Origin of the sequence: Massilia sp. YIM B02443, from assembly GCF_030411955.1 — a bacterium.
GTDB lineage: Bacteria > Pseudomonadota > Gammaproteobacteria > Burkholderiales > Burkholderiaceae_D > Telluria.
On the sequence record NZ_JASNRA010000016.1, the window covers coordinates 90,068 to 114,685 of the forward strand.

The window sequence follows — 24,618 nt, forward strand, 5'->3', positions numbered from 1 at the left end:
TGCGGGCGCTGTTTAGAACTCTTCCCAGCCTTCACCCACATCGGCCGTCTCGGCCTTCTTCGACTTCGCGGCAGCAGGCGCACTCTCCGCCTTCGGTTGCGCCGCCGACTTGACCGGCTTGGCCGCAGCCGCCGACTTCACCGGCGCCTTCGCCACCACCGCCGGCAGCGTCGTCGTCGGACGCGCAGCGCTAGTAGCAGCGCGCACGCCACCCGCCACATTCAGCTTGAATGCCCCCACCGTATGCGCCAGCGCCGACGCCTCATCCTGCAGCGACGCCGCCGCCGCCGACGCCTGCTCCACCAGCGCCGCGTTCTGCGTGGTCACCTGGTCCATCTGCGCCACCGCGCCATTGATCTGCTCGATGCCGGCAGTCTGTTCCTGGCTGGCGGCGGTGATCTCGGCCATGATGTCGGTCACGCGGTTCACGCTCTGCACGATCTCGGCCATGGTCGAGCCGGCGCGGTCCACCAGTTCCGAACCGTGGTGCACCTTCTCGACCGAGTCGTCGATCAGGAGCTTGATCTCCTTCGCCGCCGCCGCCGAACGCTGCGCCAGGCTGCGCACTTCGCCGGCCACCACCGCGAAGCCGCGGCCCTGCTCGCCGGCGCGCGCCGCTTCCACGGCCGCGTTCAGCGCCAGGATGTTGGTCTGGAAGGCGATGCCGTCGATCACGCCGATGATGTCGACGATGCGGGTCGCAGAGGCATTGATCGCGCCCATGGTCTGCACCACCTGCGCTACCACGTCGCCGCCCTTGCCCGCCACTTCCGAAGCCGAGGTGGCCAGGGCGTTGGCCTGGCGCGCGTTGTCGGCGTTCTGCTTCACGGTCGAGGTCAGTTCTTCCATCGACGACGCGGTTTCCTCGAGCGAGCCGGCCTGCTGCTCGGTGCGCGACGACAGGTCCAGGTTACCGGCCGCGATCTCGCTCGAGGCGGTGGCGATGTTGTCGGTGCCGGTGCGCACCTGGCTCACGATCTTGACCAGCGAATCGTTCATGTCCTTCAGCGCCTGCAGCAGGCGGCCGGTCTCGTCGTGCGAGGTGACGTCGATGGTCTGGGTCAGGTCGCCCTGGGCCACGGCGCCGGCCACGGCCACCGCTTTTTCCAGCGGACGCACGATGGCGCGCACCAGCACCCAGCCGACGAAGGCCGCCATCACCAGGCCGAACACCAGGCCGGCCAGGCACACCGCACGCACGGTCTCGAAGGTCGCCTGCGAGTGCTGGTACTCCTGCAGCGCGGCGTCCTGCTGCTCCTTGATCAGCTTGCCGCCCAGGTCGTTCAGCGGCTGGTACAGGCGCGTCATCGGACCGTTCAGCAACGCCACCGCGGCGGCGTTGTCGTTGGCGCGGATCGCAGCCACCGCCGGGGCCAGGCCCTGGTCGACGAAGGCCTTGCGCGCGGCCGCGAACTGTTCCACCATCGCGCGCTCGTTGTCGTTCAGGTCCATCGCCTTGTAGCTGTCCCACAGCTTGTCGACGGTGGCGACGTTGGCGTCGATCGCGTTCATCGCCGCGGCGCGCTGGCCGGCGTCTTCCATGCTCACCGCCTTGGCCACGGCCAGCTGGTTGGCCGTGATCAGCTGGGTCACCTGGCCCATCTGGTTCAGGCCCACCAGGCGATGGTCGTACATTTGCTTGAGTTCGGTATTCGCGACACCGAGGTTGTAGATGCCGATGACCGCGCCGGCGACCAGTTCGACGGCGAGGAAGGCGATGACGAAGACGAGGCGTGACTTGATGCTGAGGTGTTTGAACATGGTCCGCTGGCCGAAGCCGAAATTGATCAATGTAGGTATTGGATTATAGAAACAATACTCGCTGTATGGGAATTATTGTGAGCCAGCTTTGCGCTATCCCGGTATTCCGTCGCCCTGAAGCAACAAGGTTTTATGAGGCAAACAATATATCTAGACAACTTTAAAATCTATTGCTAGCCCAACGGCAATGTCACTTTGGCTATAGAATGGCGTGATCCTTTTACCTTGCTCGCAGCCTGCCTGGCGACCGTGTCCGCATCGTCATCCACCAGCGCCGCCAACGACCTATGACATTTCCCGTAATCGTCAACCTGGCCATCGCATTGGCCGTCTGCTTCCTGCTGTATCGCATGCAGGCCAGCCACATGTCGTTCACCAAGCGCGTGTTCGCCGGACTCGGCCTGGGCGTGGTGCTGGGCGCCGGCCTGCAGGCGGTCTACGGCGCCACGGCGCCCGAGGTCGCGGCCACCAACGCCTGGCTGGACGTGGTCGGCAGTGGCTACGTCAAGCTGCTGCAGATGATCGTGATTCCGCTGATCATGGTCTCGATCGTGCAAGCCATCCTCAAATTGCGCGACGCCGCCTCGCTCGGCAAGATCAGCACGCTCACCATCGGCATCCTGATCCTGACCACCATCGTCGCGGCGACGATCGGCATCGCCATGGCCAAGCTGTTCGGCCTGTCCGCGGTCGGCCTGGTGCCGGATGCCGCCGAGGCCGCGCGCGGTGTCTACCTGCAGGGCAACCAGGCTGCAGCGCAGGACATCTCGTTGCCGTCGATGCTGCTGTCGTTCATCCCGGCCAACCCCTTCCTCGACATGACCGGCGCACGCAAGACCTCGACCATTGCGGTGGTGGTGTTCGCGATCTTCATCGGCATCTCGGCGGTCGGCATCGCTGCCAAGAAGCCGGACGTGTTCCAGCAGTTCAGCAACTTCGTGCACGTGGCGCACGTGATCGTGATGCGCATGGTGACCCTGGTGCTGCGCCTGACCCCGTTCGGCGTGTTCGCGCTGATGGCCAAGGTGGTGGCCGGCTCGAGCATCCACGACATCCTCTCGCTGCTGAGCTTTGTGGTGGCCTCGTACTGCGCGCTGGCATTGATGTTCTGCGTGCACCTGGCGATGGTCAGCGGCGCCGGCCTGAACCCGTGGCGCTATGTGAAAAAAATCTTCCCGGTGCTGGCCTTCGCCTTCACCTCGCGCACCAGCGCCGGCTCGATCCCGATGAGCGTGGCGACCCAGACCTCGCGCCTGGGAACGCCGGAAGGCATCGCCAACTTCGCCGCCTCGTTCGGCGCCACCATCGGCCAGAACGGTTGCGCCGGCATCTATCCGGCCATGCTGGCGGTGATGATCGCGCCGACCGTCGGCATCGATCCGTTCACCGCCAGCTTCCTGTTGCCGCTGCTGGCGATCGTGGCGTTCGGCTCGATCGGCGTGGCCGGGGTCGGCGGCGGCGCCACCTTCGCGGCGCTGATCGTGCTGTCGGCGCTGGACTTGCCGGTGGCCCTTGCCGGCCTGCTGATCTCGGTCGAACCGCTGATCGACATGGGCCGCACGGCCCTCAACGTGAGCGGCTCGATCGCGGCCGGTTCGGTCACCAGCCGGGTGCTGGGCGAGACCGACATGCGCGTGTTCGACAGCGACGCCGAAGTGAATCTGGACAGCGAAGAGCAGGCCGTGTAAGCGCTTTCCTATAGCGTTTCTTGCCGCCATGGACAGGCGGCAATCGTGCGCTGACGCTGAGCCGAATCCGTCTATGATGTCGCCAAGTTAACAAATTTGACAAACTCGGCGATGGCAACGGAACAGAAGTGGCCCCAGGAAATTTGGGTAGTGCGGCACGGACAAAGTGCCGGCAACGTCGCGCGCGACCTGGCGGAGGCCGCCAACGGTCACCGCATCGACATTGCCGAGCGCGACGTCGATGTGCCGCTGTCCGAGCTCGGTATGCAACAGTCCGAGGCGCTGGGCGACTGGTTCGCAGCCCTGCCACCCGAGCAACGCCCGACCGTGGTGCTGCACTCGCCGTATGTCCGCGCCGCCGAGACCGCCAACATCGTGATGAGCCGGCTCGATGCGGCGGTGCGCGACAACCTGACGATCCGCGTCGACGAACGCCTGCGCGAAAAGGAATTCGGCGTGCTCGATCGCCTCACCACGCACGGCATCGCGCACCTGTTCCCCGATCTGTACGAGCAGCGCCACCACGTCGGCAAATTCTATTTCCGCCCACCTGGCGGCGAGAGCTGGTGCGACGTCATCCTGCGCCTGCGCAGCGTGATGGACACGCTCGAGCGCGAGTTCTGCAACGAGCGCGTGCTGATCGTGGCGCACCAGGTCACCGTCAATTGCTTCCGCTACCTGTTCGAGCACCTGACCGAAGCGCAGATCCTCGAATTCGACCGCGCCGGCGATGTGCCGAACTGCTCGGTCACTTCCTACGAGTTCGATCCCGAACTCGGCAAGCGCGGCGATTTGTCGCTGCGCCTGGTCAACTTTGTGGCGCCGCTGGAAGCAAGCGGTACGCCCGTCACTGCCGCCAAGGACTTGCCCGTCGCGCCCAACGCCTGAGGCCACCTCCATGGATGCCAACCACCGCCACACGTTCGATATCGACGACGCGTTCCTGCGCGCCTGGCCGTTGCCGCAGCCGCATGCCGGCGGCGACAAGGAAATCCGTGGCCACGTCCTGATCCTGGGCGGCTCGCGCGAGATGCCGGGCGCCATCATCCTGTCCGCCACCGCCGCCATGCGCGCCGGCGCCGGCAAGCTGACGATCGCCACCGGCGCCAGCGTGGCGCAGCTGGTGGCCATGGCCATGCCCGAGGCGCGCGTGATCGGCCTCGAAGAGCATGAAACCGACGGCTTCAAGCTCGATGCCTTGTCGACGCTCGACCCGCTCACCGACCGCGTCGATGCGATGCTGGTCGGTCCCGGCATGCGCGACGAGGCCTCCACGGCGCGCCTGGTGCACGCGTTGCTGCCGAGCCTGGACGCGGCGGAAGTGAACCTGGTGCTCGATGCCTGCGGCATGGATGCGCTGCTGCGTTTGCCGCCCGACTGGCCAGAAGGCAAGCCGATGCGCTTCGCACGGCCGGTGATCATGACGCCGCACTGCGGCGAGATGGCGCACCTTACCGGGCGCGACAAGGACACGCTGGTCGATGCTCCCGACGCGCCGGCGCAGACGGCGGCGCAGGAATGGAATGCGGTAGTGGCGCTCAAGGGCCGCCGCACCGTGATCGCGGCGCCCGACGGCACGCTGTGGCAGCACGACTGCGCCGGCAATGTCGGTTTGGCGGCGTCCGGGTCGGGCGACGTCCTGGCCGGCATCATCGCCGGCCTGGCGGCGCGCGGCGCCCCGCCGGCGCAGGCCGCATGCTGGGGCGTGGCGCTGCATGCGCGCGCCGGCGACCGGCTGGCGGCGCGCATGGGCACATTGGGATATCTGGCGCGTGAACTCCCGGGGGAGATTCCCGCGCTGCTGGAACAGCTTGGTGGCAAGAATGCCGTCGAGGAACAGGCCATCCGGCGTGAGTCGGGGGAGCAATAACCGGGTGTTGATTTGCTCGGCGCTGTAAATTTCGCGATGAATTTCGTGAAAAAATAGCTAGAGGTGCGCGAACTAACGAACCGCAGGATTTACTTGCGGTCTAATCAGCACCGTTGGATCGATGCACCAAACGGGACCGCGCGTTGCGTCGGTACCCTGGACGTTCCACCGCCGGCCTGGAATCGGGTCGATCGGGGAACTGCACTGGCGCCGTTGACCCTCCAGCGCCTCACCTGGAGACTTCGGCACAAGATACATGTGACGTAATCGAGGAGTTAAAAATGAAAGCACTGACCAAGGCACCAAAAATCCTGCTGACCGCCGCCTTCATGGCTTCGCTGCTCGGCGCCTGCAAGAAGAACGAAACCACCGAGACCACCGTCCCGGCCGACACCTCGGCGACCACCCCGAGCAGCACCTCGGGCGCCACCGGCACCACGGGTGACACCGGCACCGGCGCGACCGGCACCGGCACCACCGGCACCACCACCGACATGGGTGGCGCAACCGGCGGCGCAACCGGTACCACCGGCGACATGGGCACCGGCGCGACCGGCACCGGCACCGGCACTTCGGGCACCACCGGCACCACCGGCACCACCGGTGCAGGCACTGCCGAAGGCGCTACCGGCACCACCAGCACCGACCCGCAAAGCACCACCGGCACCACCGGCACCGGCACCACCGGCCGCTAATCGGTTGCCAGCATCATCCGACGTTGCCTGCCTGCAGGCACGTTCGGAGGCAAGCAGCGCGCCCGGCGTTCGCGTCGGGCCGCAACTCTTTCCGTAGCGCCCCTTCAGCTCTCCCCTCAGCAATTTCCTGCAATAGTCGCGGCGGCGATCTTCCGCACTGTCCGTCTTGCTCCACATCCGGCGTTACAGCCTGAGTTACGAGCTGAGTGACAGCCTAAGTTACAGCCTAAGTTACAGCCCGCCCGTTCGCACGAACGTTTTTGAGCGCCTCCAGCCTCACTGCCCCGCCGCGACCTCCGCGATGAGGCGCTCGACCGTATCGAAATCGGCCGGCTTGGTCAGGTGATGGTCGAAGCCGGCACGCTGCGAGCGCTGGCGGTCCTGCTCGGCGCCCCAGCCGGTCAGCGCCACCAGGGTGGCGTGCGCCATGCCGTCGATCAGGCGCATCTCGGCTGCCGCTTCGTAGCCGCTCATGTCGGGCAGGCCGATATCGAGGAACACTACCTGCGGCAGGCTGCTGGCCGCCGCGCGCAATGCGGCGGCGCCGTCGTGCGCCACCGTCACCGCATGGCCGTTCATCTCGAGCAGCGCGTGCAGCGTGTCGGCGGCGTCGACGTTGTCGTCCACTACCAGGATGCGCAGGGCGGCACCGGCTGCCGGAGCCAGCGCCGCGCTGGCGGCGCCCGAGGCAGCGCTGGTCTCCGTGGCCACGCCGGCGGCGGGCAGCGGCAGCCGCACCGTGAAGCGGCTGCCGCAACCGGCGCCCATGCTGGTCGCGACCACGCTGCCGCCGTGCAGCTGCACCAGGCGCCGCACCAGGTTCAGGCCGACCCCGAGGCCGCCCTGGGCCATGCCTTCGGCGTCCTTGACCTGCGAATACATGTCGAACACCGACTCCAGCAGCTCGGGCGCGATGCCGATGCCGTTATCGGTCACCGAGATCGCCACCGCCGGCGCCGCGCCGCTTTCCACCTGGGCCGCGACCTCGATCGCGCCGCCGGGCGGAGTGTATTTGGCGGCGTTGTTGATCAGGTTGCTCAAGATCTGGGCCAGGCGGTGGCGGTCGGCCTGCAGCGCGACCGCGCTCGGCGGCAGGCGCAGGCTGAGGGCGTGGCGCCCGGCCTCCACCTGCGGCGCGCACATCTCCACCGCGTCGCGCACCACGTCGGCCAGCAGCACCGTTTCCAGCTGCAGCGTGACCTTGCCCTCGGCCAGGCGCGCCATGTCGAGCAGGTCGTCGACCAGGTGCACCATGTGGTCGACCTGGCGCTGCATGATGCCCTGCACGTTGGCGGCGGCGCTGCCGATGCGCATCAGCTCCAGGCCGGAACGGATCGGCGCCAGCGGGTTGCGCAGCTCGTGCGCCAGGGTGAACAGGAACTCGCTTTGCAGGCGGTTCTTTTCCGTCAATTCGCGCGCCAGGTGCTGCAAGTCCGCTTCCGCCTGCTTGTGGCGGTCGATGTCGAGGATCACGCCGTCGAAGCGCGCCGGCTGGCCGCGTTCGTCGACGCCGCGCCAGCCGATCGCGCGCAGCCAGCGCCCGCCGCTGACATTGCCGTTGCCGTCCTTGCCGCCGCTATCGCTCGCGCCGGCGCCCAGGCTGCACAGCTCGAGGTCGAGCGCGGCGCCGTCGCGGATCGCGTGCTCGATGCCCTGGGCCAGCTGCGTGCGCTGGGCCGGGTCGACCGCCGCCAGCAGCGTGTCCAGCGCCACCTCGCCGGCGCCGTCCAGGCCGAAATGCGCCGCCATCTCGGCGTTGAGCTGGAAGCGCGCGAACGGCGCATCGGCGTACCAGACGCCGATGTTGCCGGCGCGCGAGACGCGCTCGAAGCGTTCCTGCAGCAGCTTGCGTTCGTGGACGTCGATCACGGTGCCGACGTAGCCGTCCGGCGCGCCGGCCGCGTCCAGGCGCGGCATGCCGGCGTCGATGAACCAGCGGTACTGGCCATCGTGGCGGCGCAGCCGGTAGTCGAACGAGAACGCTTCGCGCCGGGCGTTCGCCGTCAGGAAGATCGCGCCCGAGCGCGCGGCGTCGTCCGGGTGCACGTTGTCGAGCCAGCCCATGCCCAGGTCCTGCTCGGGCGTGCGGCCGGTGTAGTCGTACCAGCGCTGGCTGAGGTAGGTGCACTGGCCATCGTTGTCGGTGGTCCACAGCGTGGCCGGCGAGGCGTCGATCAGCGAGCGCACCGCGGCTTCGCGCTGGCGCGCATCCTGCGCCGCCTGCAGCCGCTCGCGGCCCTGCGTCACCTGGGTCTGGACCCGCGCCAGCAGTTCGCTGGTGGAGAACGGCTTGACCAGATAGTCGTCGGCGCCGGCCTGCAGGCCCTCGACCTTGGCTTCTTCGCCGGCGCGCGCCGACAGCAGCATCACCGGCAGGTGGCGCAGCGCCTCGGTGGCGCGGATGCGCGCGATCAGGCCGAAGCCATCCAGGCGCGGCATCATCACGTCGCTCAGCAGCAGGTCGGGCGGATCGGCCAGCGCCAGTTCGAACGCGGCCTCGCCGTCGGCGCAGGCGCGCACCTCGGCGTGCGGCTCGAGCAGCGACTTGAGGTAGGCGCGCATGTCGTTGTTGTCGTCGGCGATCAGGATGCGCGGGCGCAGCTGTTGGGCCGCGCCATCCAGGTCCGGCGCCGCGGCCGGCGCAGCTTGAGCGTCGGGCAGCCAGCGCAGCGCTTCCTCGACAAAAGCGGCGCCCATGCGCCGGCTGTCGGCCACGTCGTCCGGCGCGCCCTGCACGCTGTCCGCCGGCAGATGGGCGCTGCCGAACGGCAGGTCGACGTCGAAGCGGGTGCCTTGGCCGTAGGTGCTGGAGACGGCGATGCTGCCGCCGTGCAGGCGCACCAGTTCCTGGATCAGCGCCAGGCCGATGCCGGTGCCCTCATAGGTGCGTCCGGGCGCGCCCTCGATGCGGTGGAAGCGCTCGAACATGCGCGGCAGTTCGTGCTCGGGGATGCCAGTGCCGGTGTCCAGCACCGACAGCCGCGCCATGCCTTCGTGCTCGGCCAGGCGGATCGTGACGCTGCCCTGCAGCGTGAACTTGAAGGCGTTCGACAGCAGGTTGAACACGATCTTTTCCCACATGTCGCGGTCGACGTAGACCGGCTGGCCCAGCTCCTGCATCTCGACGTGATATTCCAGGCCGCCCTTGGCCATGGCCGACTCGAACACGCCCGCCAGGTCGAGCGTGGTGCGCGCCAGGTCGAGCGGCACGTAGCTGGCCTGCACCCGCCCGGCCTCGATGCGCGAGAAGTCGAGCAGCGAATTGACCAGTTTCAGCAGGCGCAGCGCGTTGCGGTGGGTGACCTCGATGCGCTTGCGCTGGGCCGGCGCCAGCGCCTCCCCGGCGCCGGCGGCCAGGGCGTCGTCGAGCGGGCCCAGGATCAGGGTCAGCGGCGTGCGGAATTCGTGCGAGACGTTGGAGAAGAATGCGGTCTTGGCGCGGTCGATCGCGGCCAGCTCTTCGGCGCGGCGCTGCTCCTGCTCGTAGGCCAGCACGTTGCCGACCGCCGTGTTCACGGCCGCGCCCAGCAGTTCGTAGAAATTGCGGTACTCGCTATCGAGCGCGCGCCGCACGTTGACGCCCGCCACCAGGAAGCCGAACAGCTCCTGCCCGCCGGGCAGCGCCAGCGGCAGCACCAGCGCCGAGCGCGGCGGCTCGTCGTACGGGCCGCAAACCTGGCCCTGCAGGCGCGCGGCGACGTCGTCGACCTGCTCGGCCGCGTGCGAGGCGCTGGCGCGGGCGAATGGCCAGCAGGCGTCGCTCAGCGCCAGCGTCCCGGGCGCCAGCGGACAGTCCCCGGACAGGCCGGCGCGCCCGCGCAGCTGCAGCTCGCCGCTGGCGGCGTCGATCTGGTAGAACAGCAAGAACGGCACGTCGGCCGCCAGCTGCGCGCCATGGCGCTCGATGTGCTCGCCGATCTCGCCGATGGTGCGCGCTCCGGCCAGGCTGGCGCTCAGGTCGCGCAGGCACTGGGTGCGGCGCGCGCCCAGCACCACTGCCGTGGTCTCGGTGATCGGGTGGAACACGCCGCCCACCGCGCCCGACTCGTCGCGGATCGGCGAGAACGAGAAGGTCATGTTGGCTTCTTCCAGGTAGCCGCTGCGATCGAGGAACATCTGCTGGTCCTTGATGTAGGCGCCTTCTCCCTGGTGCGCGCGCTCGAAGGCATCGCCCACCACCGGCAGCGCCGAGGCCCAGATCACCTTGAACGGCGCCCCCATCGAGGCCGGGTGCAGGTCGCCGCAGATCGGGCGGTAAGCGTCGTTGTAGATCTGGATGTCGTCCGGGCCCCAGCACACCAGGATCGGGAAGGTCGACGACAGGCACAGGCTGACCGAGGTGCGCAGGCTCTGCGGCCAGCCGGACAGCGGCCCCAGCGGCGTCCTGGACCAGTCCATATTGCGGATCAGCTCACCCATCTCGCCGCCGCCGGCGAGCCAGTTGAGGTCGGGATCGGCGCTGGACTGGTGTGGGATGTGATCGGATGCGGACATGGCAGGACTTGGGAGGCAATGGACGAACACGCTGGACAGCCGCGCGAAGTCAGCCATTCTACGCCATGTGGCAATACTCCATTGCAATAGCTACAAAACCGGCAGTCGCATAAATACAACCAGGAAGCTACGGCGCGCCCGAAAACGACACGGCCAGCGCATGGCTGGCCGTGTCCGCAGGTCAAAGCGGCGGGCGCGCCGCCCGGCGCTTACACCGGCTGCGCCTTGCCGCGTCCGGTCGCGAAGCCGATGCCGCGCACGATCAAGCGGTACACCAGGCGCACGAAGGTCAGCGTCAGGATCGCTTCCACCAGCGTCACCAGGAACGCCGGCAGCATGCTCCAGCGCGCCGAGCGGCGGCCGTACTTGGCGGCCATGCGGTCGGCGGCGATCTCGATGCTGTCGTAGAAGGTCGGCACCACCAGCAGCGTCAGCAGGGTCGAGGTGATGGTGCCGCCGATGATGGCGATCGCCAGCGGCTGGAAGAACTGGCCGGCGTCGCCCAGCGCCAGGGCCACCGGGAACATGCCGGCGATCAGGGCAAAGGTGGTCATCAGGATCGGACGCAGGCGCTTGCGGCCGGCGGCCATCAGCGCTTCCTCGCGGTCCATGCCTTCGTGCTCCAGGGCGCGCGCCGCGTCCAGCAGCAGGATCGCGTTCTTGGCCACCAGCCCCATCAGCATGATGATGCCGATCATGCTCATCATGTTGAGCGTGTTGCTGGTCAGGATCAGGGCCAGCACCACGCCGATCAGGGACAGCGGCAGCGACAGCATCACGCCCAACGGCGCCGTGAACGAACCGAACTGCATCACCAGGATCAGGTACATCAGGGCGATGCCCGACAGCAGCGCGATCACCATCGCCTGCATCAGTTCCTGCTGGTCTTCGCCGGCGCCGCCCAGCGACAGGCCGTAGCCCGGCGGGAAGTCGAAGGTGCGCGCCAGCGCCATCGCTTCTTCCGTCACCTGTCCCGGGGCGCGGCCCTGGACGTTGGCCGAGACCGTGATCAGGCGCTCGCCGTCCTTGTGGCGAATGCCGGACGGGCCCTTGCCCATGGTGATGGTGGCGATCTGCTCGAGCGGCACCATCATGCCGGTGCCGGCGACCGAGATCGGCAGGCGCTCGATGCTTTCGGTGCTGACCCGGTCGTCCGGATGCAGGCGCACCGCCACGTCGCGCGTCTCGCTGGTCGGGTCGACCCAGTCGCCGACCTCGATGCCGGCGAAGGCCACGCGCAGCGACTGCGCGGCGTCGTTGACCGAGATGCCCATGGCGTTGGCCAGGCCGCGGTCGAGCACGATCTGCAGCTCGTTCTTCGGGTCCTGCTCGGACAGGGAGACGTCGACCGCGCCCGGCACCTCGCGCAGCTTGGCCATGTAGGCGGTGGTCAGCTCCATGAGTTTACGCGAATCGGGGCCGGTGAACTCGATCTGGACCGGCTTGCCGCCGCCGTTGAGGTCGTCGATGACGGTGTACTCGGCGCCGACCAGCGGCGCCAGTTTCTGGCGCAGTTCGATCGCGATCTCGGCGGCGTTGCGCTTGCGTTCGCTGCGGCGGCCGATGTCGACCGTGACGCGGCCGCCGTTCAGGTCGATCCGGCTGTTGGTGTCCTTGGTCTCGGGAATGGTGCGCGCCAGTTCGGCCGCCGCCTCCACCTTGCGGCGGGCGTACTCGATGCTCGACGAGGCCGGGGTGCGCACCTCGATCTGGACGTTGCCCGAGTCCATCTTCGGCTGGAAGCTGGTGCCGCCGAACTTGCCCTGCAGGACGATCGCCGCCACGAAGCTGGCCAGCGCGATCGCGCCCATCCAGCGCCGGTGGTGCAGCGCCCAGGCGATCACGTGGCCGTAGCGGTCGGCCTGGCGGTCGAACCAGTGATTGAAACGGTCCAGCTGGCGGCCCAGGCCCTTCTTCGGCGCACTGTGGTGGCCCGGCGGGTCGCCCCAGTAGGCCGACAGCATCGGATCGAGCGTGAACGAGATCAGCAGCGAGACGATCACCGAGCAGGTCACGGTCAGGGCAAACGGACGGAACCATTCGCCGGCCAGGCCCGGCATGAAGGCCACCGGCACGAACACCGCCATGATCGAGAAGGTGGTGGCGGCCACCGCCAGGCCGATCTCGGCCGTGCCTTCGAGGGCCGCGGTGCGGCGATCAGAACCCATCTCCATGTGGCGCACGATGTTTTCGCGCACCACGATGGCGTCGTCGATCAGCACGCCGATCGCCAGCGACAGGCCGAGCAGGGTCATGAAGTTGAGCGTGAAGCCGCACAGCCAGACCGCGATGAAGGCCGCCAGCACCGAGGTCGGCAGCGCCAGCGCGGTGATCAGGGTCGAACGCCACGAATTCAGGAAGGCGTACACCACGAACACGGTCAGCACCGCGCCCAGCACCAGCGATTCGATCACGTTGTTCAGGCTCAGCTGCGCCTCGCGGCCGCCGTCGCGCGTCACTTCCACCTTGGTGCCTTGCGGCAGTTCCTTGTTGACTTCCTCGACCAGGGCATGGACCTTCTTGGCCAGCGCCACGGTGGAGGCGTCGCGCGAACGCGAGATGTACAGGCCGACGTTCGGCTTGCCGCTGCGGATCGACAGCGAATTGATGTCGGCAAAGCCGTCGCGGATCTCGGCCACCTGGTTCAGGCGCACGATCTGGTCGCCGTTGCGTTTCACGACGATCTGGGAAAAGTCTTCCGGACGCTCGATGCGGCCGATCAGGCGGATGCCCTTCTCGTCCAGTTCGCTGCGCAGCTTGCCCACTGGCGCATTGGTATTGCCGCTGCGCAGGGCGTTGGTGACGTCGGTCACCGAGACGTTAAATTCACGCAGCTTCTCGGCGCGCAGCAGCACCGACAGTTCGCGGCGCAGGGCGCCGCCGACATTGACGATCGACACGCCCTCGATGCCGCGGAAGCGGTCGGCCAGCACGTCTTCGGCATAGCGCGAGATGTCGGCGTGGCTCTGGCTGGTCGACGACAGGGCCAGCTGCATGATCGGGTCGGCCGCCGGGTCGACCCGGCGCAGCACCGGCTCGCGCATTTCGAGCGGCAGCTTGTAGCGCACCGCGGAGATCGCGTTGCGCACGTCGTCCGAGGCTTCGATCAGGTCGCGCCCGAAGTCGAACCACAGCAGGATGCTGACCCCGCCCTCGTAGGAGTTGGAAGTGAGCTCGTCCACGCCCTGGATCGCCTGCAGCTGCTTCTCGATGCGGTTGGTGACCTCGCGCTCGGCGGTCTCGGGCGAAGCGCCCGGATACGGAATGTCGACCACGATCAGCGGCAGGTCGACGTCCGGGTTCTGGTTGACCTTCAGCTTGGACAGGGCCAGCAGCCCCATGGCCATCATCGCCACGATGATCACGATCGTGGCGATCGGTTTCTTGACACTGAAATTGGACAGGAACATCTTGTTTTCCTTGCTTATTTTCTTTGTTATAGAGCTGTTCTGGTGCGCCCGCTTATTTATGCTGTTACTTGTTCTGGTTCTGGGCCGGGCCCTGCCCCGCCGGCGCCGCGCTGGCCACGCGCGCAGTGGCCATGTCGACCTTCTGGCCGTCCTTCAGGTTCGAGGTCGGGGCGCGCAGCACGACGTCGCCGGCCGCCAGGCCCTGCCTGACCTCGAAGTTGCCGGTGCGCGCATCGCGCGCGCCGACCACCAGGTTCACCCTGGACAGCGTCTTGTCCTTGATGCGCCAGGTGTAGCTGCTGTCGCCCTGGCGCACCAGCGCGCTCTCGGGCAGCATCAGCGCGTCGCTGCTGTGGGCGTCGACGCGGCCTTCGGCGTACAGGCCCGCCACGCGCGGCTGGGCGTTGTCGGCGAAGCCGACCAGCACCTCGACCTGGCGCGTGACGGCATTCGCCGCCGGATCGATGCGCCGCACGGTGCCGGCGAACAGCTGGTCGCCATAGCCGTTGACGCGGAACTTGACCGGCTGGCCGACCTTGACGGTGCTGATCGAATCGGCCGACACCGCGCCTTCGAAGCGCATGCTGGACGGGTCGATCACCTTCACCAGTTCCTTGCCGACGGTGGCAGTGTCGCCGTTCGAGACCTTGCGCTCGGAGACGATGCCGTCGAACGGCGCGCGCACCGTGGTGCGGGCCAGTTGCTGGCGCGCGGTGGCTACGCGGCTCTTGGAGGCCGACAGTTCGCTCAGGGCGTTGTTGCGCGCCATCTCGGCGTCGTCCAGCGCCTTCATCGAGGTCATGCCGGAAGCGCTCAGGGTTTTGAGGCGCTCGACCTGGCGGTTGGCCTGGTCCAGCGCCAGGCCGGCGGCGCGCTGCGCATCCTCGGCCGAGGTCAGGGTGTCGCGGATCGAGGTTTCGTCCAGGCGCACCAGCACGTCGCCGCGCTTGACCGGTTCGCCGTTCTCCTTGAGCACCTGCAGCACGATGGCCGAGACTTCGGCGCGCAGGTCGGCGCGGCGCTCGGGCTGGATCGAGCCGGTGATCACCGGGCCCGAGGCCACCGCGTCGCTCTGCACGGTGAGCACGTCTTCGGGCGCCACCGACAGCTGCGTGGGCTTGTTGTCCTTGGCTTTGGCCGCATCCGGGGCGCCACCCTTGCCGCAGGCGGCGAGGCTGGAAGCGATGGCGAGAACGAGAAGGGTTTTGCGCAGCATTGTGGATCTCCGGAGAATGGACTCAGTGTCTTTGTAAGTATGGGAAATGCGACGTGTCCGACGGGCGAACAAACAGGGTCAGCGGGCAGTATTCAGGACTGCCTCACTGGCGTCAATCGAGGAACCTGCGGGCTGCGGGTTTCGATGGATGAACTGCGGATTTTGGCGATGAGCTGCGTTGCAGCCCGGATGGAATGCAGCGCCGGGCGGACGGGCGGACGTCCGCCCCCTGTCCGCTGACGGGTGGCGCGTACATACGAGAAGTAGATACGCGCCGTTCATGGCTTACAGGCCGCCGAGGACGGCGTTGATCAGGAAGCCCATGCCGATGCCGGTCAGCACGCCACCGGCGATCTCGATCTTGGTGTGGCCCATGCGCTCGCGCAGCACCACGTATTCGGTCTTGCCGTCGTGCAGGCGATTCAGCGCCACCGCGTGGCGGCCGACGTGCTGGCGCAGGCTGTTGGCGTCGATCATGACGATGAAGGCCAGCGTCACGGCCACGCCGAAGGCGGGATGGCCCATGCCTTCGCGCAGCGCGATCAGGGTCGCCATGCTCGACACCACGGCGCTGTGGTTGCTGGGGAAGCCGCCGTTGCCGACCAGGTCGAAGGCCCAGCGCCGCAGGCGGATGCTGGAAATGAGGAATTTGATCGGGCCGACCACCATCCAGGTCAACACCGGCGTCACGAGGTAGATAATTTCCATGGAATTTTAAAGAGTGAAAAATGTCGGGCAGAATTATCTCAGAAGCAAGCCCTGGCAGGAGATTTTCCGAACGGCCCCATCACGCCGGAAGAAGGTAATATTCCTCCAACCCGGTCCGACATACAAGGAGTCCCCATGCAGCATTTCCGCTGGTCGTTCATCGTCACCATCGTCTTGATGGCCCTGGCCGGCTGGTGGGGGTACGAGCACCGCGGCATGGCCGGCCTGCTGCAGGCGCTGTGGATCACCGCCATCCTCGGGGTGCTGGAAGTGTCGCTTTCTTTCGACAATGCCGTCGTCAACGCCTCGGTGCTGAAGCACTGGAACGAATTCTGGCGCAAGCTGTTCCTCACGGTCGGCATCCTGGTGGCGGTGTTCGGCATGCGGCTGCTGTTCCCGCTGGTGATCGTGGCCGTGGCGACCGGCCTCGGCCTGGTCGACGTCTGGCACATGGCGATCGAGAACCCGAACGAATACTCGCGCCACCTGACCGAGCACCATGCCGAGGTGGCGGCCTTCGGCGGCGCCTTCCTGGCGCTGGTGTTCCTGAACTTCCTGTTCGACGAAGAAAAGGAACTGCACTGGCTGGGCTGGATCGAGGAAAAGATGGGCCAGTACGGCACCGGCGGCCTCGCCGTATTGATCACCCTGCTCGGCGTGCTGGCCTCGATGAGCCTGATGCCGCCCGAGCGCAAGCTGGCGGTGCTGCTGGCCGGCGTGGTCGGGGTGCTGGTGTATATCGGCGTGCAGTGGCTCAGCGGCCTGCTGGAAGAAAAGGAAGAAGACCCGTCGGTCGGGGCCATGATCTCGCAGGGCAGCATTGGCGGCTTCCTGTACCTGGAAGTGCTGGATGCGTCGTTCAGTTTCGACGGCGTGATCGGGGCGTTCGCCATCACCAACGACGTGGTGATCATCATGCTGGGCCTGGCGATCGGCGCCATGTTCGTGCGTTCCATGACGGTGTTCCTGGTCTACAAGGGTACGCTGCAGCAGTTCGTCTATCTCGAGCACGGGGCGCACTACGCGATTGGCATCCTGGCGCTGATCATGTTCCTCGGCGTGCACTATCACATTCCCGAGTGGTTCACCGGGCTGTCGGGGCTGGCCTTCATCCTGGTGTCGCTGTGGTCGTCGGTGCGCTACCGGCGGCGCATGGAGGCCGGGGAAGCCGCGGGCGGCGTCGAGACGGCGGGCGGCGTGCACTAAGGCGTGAATTGATTCCGGAACAGATATCCGACACGGCGGTTTGCTAACCGGCGCGGCCATGGCAGAATGGGCGCGCGGCGCCCCCGGCGCTGCCATTTTCGCTGCCATCCCGACCACCACTTAGGAATCACCGCCCCACCATGCCGACCACTTCGTCCAAGCGCATCACCGCCCTGCTGCTGTCCGTCATCGCCATCGTTGCCGTCCTGGGCAGCCTGTACACCTGGTTCACGCTGAACTGGTCGTATTCCGAAGGCGACCGTGCCGGCTACCTGCAGTCGTTCTCGAAGAAGGGCTGGCTGTGCAAGACCTGGGAAGGCGATATCCTGCTGTCGAGCATGCCGGGCGCGATTCCGGAGCGCTTCGCGTTCACGGTGCGCGACGATGCGGTGGCCAAGCAACTGAACAGCAATATCGGTCGCCGGGTGCAGGTGTCGTACCAGCAGCACAAGGGTGTGCCGACCTCGTGCTTTGGGGATACCGAGTATTTCGTCAAGGGCGTGGTGACGGGGCCGGTGAATCCGGTGTCGCCGAGCGAAGCAAGTGGGGCGGTGCAAGCGCCGGCGGCGCCAGCTCAGTCTGCACAATAAACCGACGTCATTCCCGCGAAGGCGGGAATCCAAGTTTGCGTGCGGACCGACTACGCTTGATTTGATTGGCACGCGACGAACTTGGGTTCCCGCCTTCGCGGGAACGACGGTATTCAGGTCGCAGGCCACACCGCCTTACTGATCCAGCTTGCGCTGAGCCGCCACCACTTCCGCCAGCCTGGCCGCCGCCTGCGCGGCCGACGATTCCGCCGCCCTCGCCTGCGACTGCTTGAAGCGTCCCAGCACTTCGCGCGTCAAATCCGCCGAGATGGAACGCTGCCCGGCTTCCTGGCGCCGCTCGCCGATCACCCGTTCGGTCGCCGCCAGTTCGGCCGCCTGTTCGTCCTGGCGCTTGCTTTCCAGGTTCACCAGGTGCTTGCGCGCGTCGGCCATCTGCTGCGTGGCTTGCGCCGACTTGCGCTGCATCTCGGCGTGCGCCTGGGCGTGCTCCAGCAGCACCCGCTGGGCTTCGCGCTTGTCGACCGCGGCCTGCATCGCGGCCTGCTCCACCAGTTCGCGCTCGCGCGCCAGGTGCGCCTGTTCTTCCTCGGCTTCGGCGCGCGCCTGCGCGGCCTGGGCTGCGGCCTGCTCCGAGGCCAGGCGCGCCGCCGCCGCTTCGTTGGCGCGGGCGTCGGCCGCGGCCTGCTGGCGCTGGGCGGCCAGCTTGCGTTCGACCAGGGCCAGCGCCTCGCGCGCGGCCTGGGTCGCTTCGCGCTCGGAGGCGATCGCCTGTTCGGTCAGCTGCACCTGCTGGCGCTCGACCTCGACCCGCTCGGCCTGGGCCGCCGCCAGTTCGGCCGCGCGCCGGGTCTGCGCCTGCTGGGCCGCTGCGGCCGCTTCGGCTTGCGCCGCTTCTTCGATCGCGGCGTCGGCCTGCGCCTGCTGCGCTTCCCATGCCGCGCGCTGGGCCGCCTCCAGGCGCTGCTCGGCCTCGGCCTGCCTGCGCAGCGCTTCGGCCGTCGCCTGTTCCGCTTCGATACGCGCCTGCGCGGCCAGCGTCAGGGAACGCTCGACCGCCTGCTTTTGTTCCAACTGCGCCAGCGCCGCCGCTTCGGCTTCAAGCCGTTCGCGTTCGGCCTGGGCCAACGCTTCGGCTTCAACGCGGCGCTGCTCGGCCAGTTCGGCCGCCTGGCGTTGCAGTTCGGCGCGCTCGGTGTCCAGCGCCAGCGCAGCCGCTTCGGCTTCGTTCTGCGCCGCCAGCGCGTCGGCTGCGGCCTGCGCCTGCTCGGCGCGTGCTGCGGCCAGCGCCCGTTCGCGCTCCTGTTCTTCCTGCTCGTGCAGGGCTGCCGCCTGCGCCGCTTCGTCGGCCGCCATGCGGTCGCGCGCGGCGTTCGCCGCCTGCGCTTCGGCCTCGAGCCGCGCCTGGCTCTGCATGCCGGCTTCTTCCTCGACGCGCGCGCGGTCCTCGGACACGTCCAGCAGCTTGCGGTCGGCCTCGATGCGGGCCTCGGTCGCGGCCATGATGCGCACTTCAGCGTCGCGCCGCGCCTCGGCGCTGCTGGCCGCCATCTGCTCCATCCGCGCGCGGTGGGTGGCGGCGTCGCGCAATTCCTTCTCGGTCTGCAGGCGCATGCGCAGCGATTGCGCCGCGACCCGCTCGGATTCGGCCTGGGCCAGCGCGATCGCTTCGCGTTCCTGTTCGATGTGGGCAAACGCGCGCGCTTCTTCCAGCGCGCGCGCTTCGGCCGCGGCGCGCTGGAAGGCCGAGGTGAGCGCCACCTGGTCGGCGCGCTCGCGCTGCAGCGTCAGTTCCAGCGCTTCGGCTTCGGCCTGGGCCAGCTTCTCGGCGGTCTGGCGCGCGGCTTTTTCGGCGCGTTCGCGCTCGCGCGCCAGGATCGCGATGCGGGCGTCGGCGCTGGCGTTGTGCAGCACTTCTTCCTTGGCCGCCGCCACCGCCGCCATCCGTTCGGCCGCCTGCAGGCGCGCCTGTTCGGTTTGCAGCACCAGGTCGTCGGCGGCGCGCGCGGCCTTGGCCGCCAGTTCGGCCTCGGCCTCGATCTGGACCGTGGCGCGGCGCCGCGCTTCTTCTTCGCTGCGCACGCGCGCCTCGGCCGCCAGCCGTACCTCGGTCTCGGTCTTGACGCGGGCGCGCAGCTCGGCGGTCTCTTGCCGGATCGCTTCCAGCCGCTCGCTCGAGGCCTGGGCCGCGGCGCGCAGCGAATCGAGGCGGTCGCGGTTGGCGGCGATCGCTTCTTCGGAGGCCTGGGAATTGGCCAGCGCCGCTGCCGCCGCTGCGGCGTCGAGCGCGGCGCGCTCCTCGGCCAGCGCACGGGCCTGGGCTTCGGCGTGGGCGCGGCTCTCGGCGGCCACATTGGCCTTGGCCTCGGCTTCGACGCGCGCGATCGCTTCCTGGATCTCGCGCATCTCGAGCGGCTTGCGCTCGGCCGCCGCTCCGGCTGCAGCCCCGGCCGCAGCCGGACCGGCGGCCTGAGCCTGTGCCACGTCGGGCGCGGCAGGCGCCTCCGGCGGCCCATCCATGTGCGACAGGTCGATCATGAAGTCGTCATCGTCTGGCTTGGCTTGGTTCGGTTCCATGAAAGCTCTCGTTGGCGGCGATCCCGAAGATGGGATGTGTCGTGTCGATTATCCGGCAAAATTGCAAGGCATGCCACGCCGAACAGCGGGCGGCATCCCTGTCAGCTCGTCGGTTTGCGCTGCGTATTTACCGGTGTGTCATACCGGCCACAGCGGCGGCTCATCCATGAGCGCCACCTGCTCGCGCAGTTCCAGGATCCGGTCCTGCCAGTAGCGCTGGGTATTGAACCAGGGGAAAGCGGCCGGGAACGCCGGATCGTCCCAGCGCATCGCCAGCCACGCCGCATAGTGGATCAGGCGCAGCGTGCGCAGCGCTTCGACCAGGTACAGCTGGCGCGGATGGAATTCGCAGAAGTCCTCGTAGCCGGCCAGCACGTCGCCCATCTGGCGCACCATCTCCTGGCGTTCGCCCGACAGCAGCATCCACAGGTCCTGCACCGCAGGCCCCATGCGGCTGTCGTCGAAGTCGACGAAGTGCGGCCCGTCCGGGGTCCACAGCACGTTGCCGCCGTGGCAGTCGCCGTGCAGGCGCAACAGCGGCAATTCGCCGGCGCGCTCGTAGCAGCGCGCCACGCCGTCCAGCGCCTGCTCCACTACGCTGGTCCAGGCCGGCAGCAGCTCGGGCGGCACGAAGCCGTGATTGCGCAGGTAGTCGAACGGTGCGCGCCCGAACGTCTGCGGGTCGAGCACCGGGCGCTGGGTATAGGCTCGCGCGGCGCCGACGGCGTGGATGCGGCCGATGAAGCGGCCAATCCACTCCAGCACCTCCGGCCGGTCGAGTTCGGGCGCGCGCCCGCCGCGGCTGGGGAAGACGGCGAAGCGGAAACCGGCGTGGCCGTGCAGCGTGCGGCCGTCGATCGTCAATGCCGGCACCGCCGGCACTTCCTGCTCCACCAGCTCGGCCACGAAGGCGTGTTCCTCGAGGATGGCGGCGTCGCTCCAGCGCTCGGGCCGATAGAACTTGACCACCACCGGCGCGCCTTCATCGAGGCCGGCGCGGTAGACCCGGTTCTCGTAGCTGTTCAGGGCCAGCAGGCGGCCGTCGGCATGCAGGCCGACCCTGTCGAGGGCGTCGAGCACGGTGGCCGGGTCGAGCCGGGCGAACGGGTGGGCTTGCGCAGTGGTGTCGTCGATATCCATGCCCGCATTGTACGGTGGCGCACGCGAAACCGCGAATGACCCGATTTCCATCATGCTGAGTTCGTTCACGCACTGAACGTGCATGTTTAACAAGGTCTCATGTCATCAACGTAAGCCGACGCAGTCGCGTGCGCTACGAAATACCGAAAGGAAGAACATGAAGAAATCGCTGACCCTGACCGTCGCCGCCGTCGCCGCCGGCCTGCTGTGCGGTGTCGCCATCGCCCAGAACGCCCAACCGCCGAAGGCCGAGCCGAACATGCAGAAAGTGCTGGACGCCATGGCCACCCTGAAGCCTAAGCCGATCGAGACCCTGTCGCCGGAAGAAGCGCGCAAGCAGCCGACCCCGGCCGACGCGGTCAAGAAACTGCTGGCCGACGCGGGCAAGAGCAGCGCGCCGCAAGACGGCGTCACCATGAAGACCATGTCGGTCCAGGGCAAGGGCGGCAGCTTCCCGGTGCACGTCTTCACGCCGGAAGGCAAGGGCCCGTTCCCGGTCGTGGTGTACTACCACGGCGGCGGCTTCGTGATCGCCGACACCAAGGTCTATGAGTCGTCGGTGCGCGCGCTGGCCAAGGGCGCCAAGGCGGTCGTGGTCTCGGCCGACTACCGCCGCGCGCCGGAGCACAAGTTCCCGACCCAGACCGAGGATGCATTCGCCGCCTACCAGTGGGCGATCGCCCACGCCAAGGACATCAACGGCGACGCCACCCGCGTGGCCGTGGCCGGCGAGTCGGCCGGCGGCAACCTGGCGACCGTGGTGTCGATGATGGCGCGCGACCAGAAGGTGCAGATGCCGGTGCACCAGCTGCTGGTCTACCCGGTGGTGAACGACGACATGAACAACGAGTCGTACAAGAAGAACGCCAACGCCAAGCCGCTCAACAAGCCGATGATGGCATGGTTCTTCAAGCACTACGGCGCCGATCCGAAGAACCCGTACGCGCTGCCGATGAAGGCGACCTCGCTGAAAGGTTTGCCGCCGGCGACCGTGATCACGGCCGAGATCGACCCGCTGATGACCGAGGGCAAGGCCTATGCCGACCGCCTGCAGAAGGAAGGCGTGGCCGTGAACTACAAGCATTACACGGGCGTGACCCACGAATTCTTCGGCATGGGCGCGGTGGTGCCGAAGGCCAAGGAAGCGAACGATTTCGCGACCGGCGAGCTGACCAAGGCATTCAACGCCAAACGCTGATCCCCTGTTGATGGCAACGTGAAGACGCCGGGCCGGTCCCGGCGTCTTTCATTTGCAGCGCATGTTTTTCGTGCTCGCGCGGGTCGCAGGCGTTACACTGGCGCCTTGAATGCAACAAGCGACGCAACAAGCCCACTTATTTAGATTCCCATGCATCTCGAACAACCCCTTTCCGAAAAAGAATTCGACGACCTCGACCAGTTCCTGTTATCCGACCGTTGCTCCGACGACGCGATGACGATGGACACCCTGCACGGCTACCTGACCGCGATCGCGATCGGCCCGGAAACCATCATGCCGGCCGAGTGGCTGCCGCTGGTCTGGGGCGAGGACGAAGCGGCCGCGCCAAAGTGGAAGAACAAGAAAGAAGAAGAAAAGATCATCAACCTGATCATGCGCTTCATGAACGAAGTCTTGATTACGTTCGAGGTCTCGCCCAAGGAATTCGAGCCGCTCTACTGCGAGCACGAATTCGAGGGCAAGACCCTGATCGACCCCGAAGCCTGGTGCTGGGGCTTCTGGGAAGGCGTGGAACTGCGCGCCGAGGCGTGGGAACGGATCTGGGATTCGGAAGTCGCTGAACTGATCCGCCCGGTCTACCTGCTCGGCGCCGACGAGATCGAGGAAGAAGAACTGAAGGAAGTCGACGACCCGGTCAAGGTGCACGGGCTGGCGCTGGAAATCGAAGCCAACATCCCGGCCATCTACCGCTACTGGCTGCCGCTGCGCAAGGGCGCGGTCGAGACGGTCAAGCGCGAAGAGCCGAAGGTCGGCCGCAACGACGACTGCCCTTGCGGCAGCGGCAAGAAGTACAAGAAGTGTTGCGGGGCTGACGCGGCGTAACGTCCCGTAGGGTTTGCGGCTGGGCCGCCAACCCTACGTTCAAACCACCCGCTCGATCCCCTGCAAGGCCTTGAGCATCTCCACCGGCCCGGCCATCCCCAGCAGCATTCCCGACCCATCCACCACCGGCACCCGGGCCAGCCCATGGCGCGCGGCCAGCGCCGCCACCTCGGCCGCGGGCTCGGTCGCGGCCACCGCGATGCCGGTCGTGATCAGCTCGGCCACCCGCAGCGCCGCTTTTCTCCTGCCCAATACGTCGCGTGCCCAGGCGCCCAGCGTGCGCGTTTCGTGCTCGGACGCCGCCTGCAGCAGGCGCGCCTGGGTCAGGATGCCGAGCAGGCGCCCTTCCCCATCGACCACCGGCAAGGATGGAATCCGGTGCGCCAGCAGTTGCACGCGCGCATCGGCCAGCGCCATCTCGGGGTGCAGGCGCGCCAGCGGCGGCACCGCGATGTCGCCCGCATGCAGGCGGCGCGCGCGCCTTTCGGCGGCATGGTGCTCGGCTTCGTGCACGATCGCGGCCAGGTCGTCGCGCGTGACGTCCAGCGCTTCGCCATATTCGGCCAGCGCGGCGTCGATGTCCTGGTCCTCGATCACGTCGGCCGGCTGCGCCGGCGCCGGCTTGTGCGGACGATGCGCGCCGGTCAGGCGGTTGTAGGCCAGCGCCGCCAGCACCAGCAGCACCGTATTCAGGCCCACCGGGGCAATTGCGAAACTCAGGCCCAGTTCGTGCACGGCCGGGCCGCCCAGCACCGCCGTCATCGCCGCCGCCCCGCCCGGCGGGTGCAGGCAGCGCAGCAGGAACATCATGGCGATCGCCAGGCCGCCGGCCAGCGGCGCGGCGAACATCGGGTCCGGCACCAGCTGGGCGCAGGCGGCGCCGGTCAGGGCCGACACCACGTTGCCGCCGATGACAGGCCACGGCTGCGCCAGCGGGCTGGCCGGGACGCAGAACAGCAGCACGGCCGAGGCGGCCATGGGCGCCACCAGCCAGGCGATATGGGCGTCGGGCGCCGTCCAGGCCAGCACTACCTGGCTGAGGACGCCGGACAGCATCAGGCCGACCAGGGCGCCGAAGGCGGCCCGGAGCTGGCCCGATGGCGGCAGGGCGACCGGGTGCGGACGCCGCAAAAGAGTGATTAAAGTCGTGAACATTGCACCAAGGCAGAGCGCGAAGAACGGCATTACAGCACATTTGCACGTTGCGAGTGCATGACCCCGGTCATTTTGGTGCAAATTATGCGCCGCGCAAGTACGGCAACGG

General features: G+C 67.7%; 16 protein-coding genes. 8 read left to right on the forward strand and 8 right to left on the reverse strand.

Annotated elements, in window-relative coordinates; all coding sequences use genetic code 11:
- Positions 1 to 12 precede the first annotated feature (12 nt).
- Positions 13 to 1,761 carry a methyl-accepting chemotaxis protein gene (locus QPK27_RS17050; RefSeq protein ID WP_290419445.1) on the reverse strand — a complete coding sequence of 583 codons (1,749 nt, stop codon included), beginning with the start codon at positions 1,759 to 1,761 and terminating at the stop codon, positions 13 to 15.
- Between the two features lie 287 nt (positions 1,762 to 2,048).
- Between QPK27_RS17050 and QPK27_RS17055 the strand changes: the two genes are divergently transcribed.
- The 4 genes from QPK27_RS17055 (at position 2,049) to QPK27_RS17070 (ending at position 6,014) form a co-directional block, all read left to right on the forward strand.
- Positions 2,049 to 3,449: an L-cystine transporter gene (locus QPK27_RS17055; protein WP_290419446.1), complete on the forward strand. Its 1,401-nt coding sequence runs from the start codon at positions 2,049 to 2,051 to the stop codon at positions 3,447 to 3,449.
- Positions 3,450 to 3,599: 150 nt separating this feature from the next.
- Positions 3,600 to 4,337: a histidine phosphatase family protein gene (locus QPK27_RS17060; protein ID WP_374047084.1), complete on the forward strand. Its 738-nt coding sequence runs from the start codon at positions 3,600 to 3,602 to the stop codon at positions 4,335 to 4,337.
- Positions 4,338 to 4,347: 10 nt separating this feature from the next.
- Positions 4,348 to 5,319 carry an NAD(P)H-hydrate dehydratase gene (locus QPK27_RS17065; protein WP_290419448.1) on the forward strand — a complete coding sequence of 324 codons (972 nt, stop codon included), beginning with the start codon at positions 4,348 to 4,350 and terminating at the stop codon, positions 5,317 to 5,319.
- Between the two features lie 281 nt (positions 5,320 to 5,600).
- Positions 5,601 to 6,014 (forward strand): hypothetical protein, encoded by a 414-nt coding sequence (locus QPK27_RS17070; protein WP_290419449.1) that lies wholly within the window; start codon positions 5,601 to 5,603, stop codon positions 6,012 to 6,014.
- Between the two features lie 276 nt (positions 6,015 to 6,290).
- Here the strand turns inward: QPK27_RS17070 and QPK27_RS17075 are convergent, their stop codons facing one another.
- From QPK27_RS17075 to QPK27_RS17090, 4 genes are all read right to left on the reverse strand, one after another.
- Positions 6,291 to 10,508, reverse strand: coding sequence for an ATP-binding protein (locus tag QPK27_RS17075; RefSeq protein WP_290419450.1), 4,218 nt, complete (start codon positions 10,506 to 10,508; stop codon positions 6,291 to 6,293).
- A gap of 209 nt (positions 10,509 to 10,717) precedes the next feature.
- Positions 10,718 to 13,918 (reverse strand): efflux RND transporter permease subunit, encoded by a 3,201-nt coding sequence (locus QPK27_RS17080; protein WP_290419451.1) that lies wholly within the window; start codon positions 13,916 to 13,918, stop codon positions 10,718 to 10,720.
- Between the two features lie 64 nt (positions 13,919 to 13,982).
- On the reverse strand, positions 13,983 to 15,134 hold the full coding sequence (locus QPK27_RS17085; RefSeq protein WP_290419452.1) for an efflux RND transporter periplasmic adaptor subunit: 1,152 nt from the start codon (positions 15,132 to 15,134) through the stop codon (positions 13,983 to 13,985).
- A gap of 285 nt (positions 15,135 to 15,419) precedes the next feature.
- Positions 15,420 to 15,842: a divergent PAP2 family protein gene (locus tag QPK27_RS17090; protein ID WP_290419453.1), complete on the reverse strand. Its 423-nt coding sequence runs from the start codon at positions 15,840 to 15,842 to the stop codon at positions 15,420 to 15,422.
- A 135-nt stretch (positions 15,843 to 15,977) separates the two neighbouring features.
- Between QPK27_RS17090 and QPK27_RS17095 the strand changes: the two genes are divergently transcribed.
- Together QPK27_RS17095 and QPK27_RS17100 are read left to right on the forward strand one after the other, a co-directional pair.
- A complete protein-coding gene (locus QPK27_RS17095; RefSeq protein ID WP_290419454.1) occupies positions 15,978 to 17,048 on the forward strand; it encodes a DUF475 domain-containing protein in 1,071 nt (356 codons plus the stop codon).
- Between the two features lie 140 nt (positions 17,049 to 17,188).
- Positions 17,189 to 17,638, forward strand: a complete 450-nt coding sequence (locus tag QPK27_RS17100) for a hypothetical protein (RefSeq protein ID WP_290419455.1) — start codon at positions 17,189 to 17,191, stop codon at positions 17,636 to 17,638.
- Between the two features lie 135 nt (positions 17,639 to 17,773).
- Here the strand turns inward: QPK27_RS17100 and QPK27_RS17105 are convergent, their stop codons facing one another.
- Positions 17,774 to 20,173, reverse strand: a complete 2,400-nt coding sequence (locus QPK27_RS17105) for a hypothetical protein (RefSeq protein WP_290419456.1) — start codon at positions 20,171 to 20,173, stop codon at positions 17,774 to 17,776.
- A gap of 138 nt (positions 20,174 to 20,311) precedes the next feature.
- On the reverse strand, positions 20,312 to 21,313 hold the full coding sequence (locus QPK27_RS17110; RefSeq protein ID WP_290419457.1) for a serine/threonine protein kinase: 1,002 nt from the start codon (positions 21,311 to 21,313) through the stop codon (positions 20,312 to 20,314).
- 157 nt (positions 21,314 to 21,470) lie between these two features.
- On the opposite strand from QPK27_RS17110, the gene QPK27_RS17115 reads away from it, so the two are divergent.
- Together QPK27_RS17115 and QPK27_RS17120 are read left to right on the forward strand one after the other, a co-directional pair.
- The gene (locus QPK27_RS17115) at positions 21,471 to 22,511 is read left to right on the forward strand and encodes an alpha/beta hydrolase (RefSeq protein WP_290419458.1); all 1,041 of its coding nucleotides are present in this window, start codon (positions 21,471 to 21,473) and stop codon (positions 22,509 to 22,511) included.
- Between the two features lie 150 nt (positions 22,512 to 22,661).
- Positions 22,662 to 23,354 (forward strand): UPF0149 family protein, encoded by a 693-nt coding sequence (locus QPK27_RS17120; protein WP_290419459.1) that lies wholly within the window; start codon positions 22,662 to 22,664, stop codon positions 23,352 to 23,354.
- Between the two features lie 39 nt (positions 23,355 to 23,393).
- Here the strand turns inward: QPK27_RS17120 and QPK27_RS17125 are convergent, their stop codons facing one another.
- Positions 23,394 to 24,509, reverse strand: coding sequence for an HPP family protein (locus QPK27_RS17125; RefSeq protein ID WP_290419460.1), 1,116 nt, complete (start codon positions 24,507 to 24,509; stop codon positions 23,394 to 23,396).
- Positions 24,510 to 24,618: the final 109 nt, after the last annotated feature.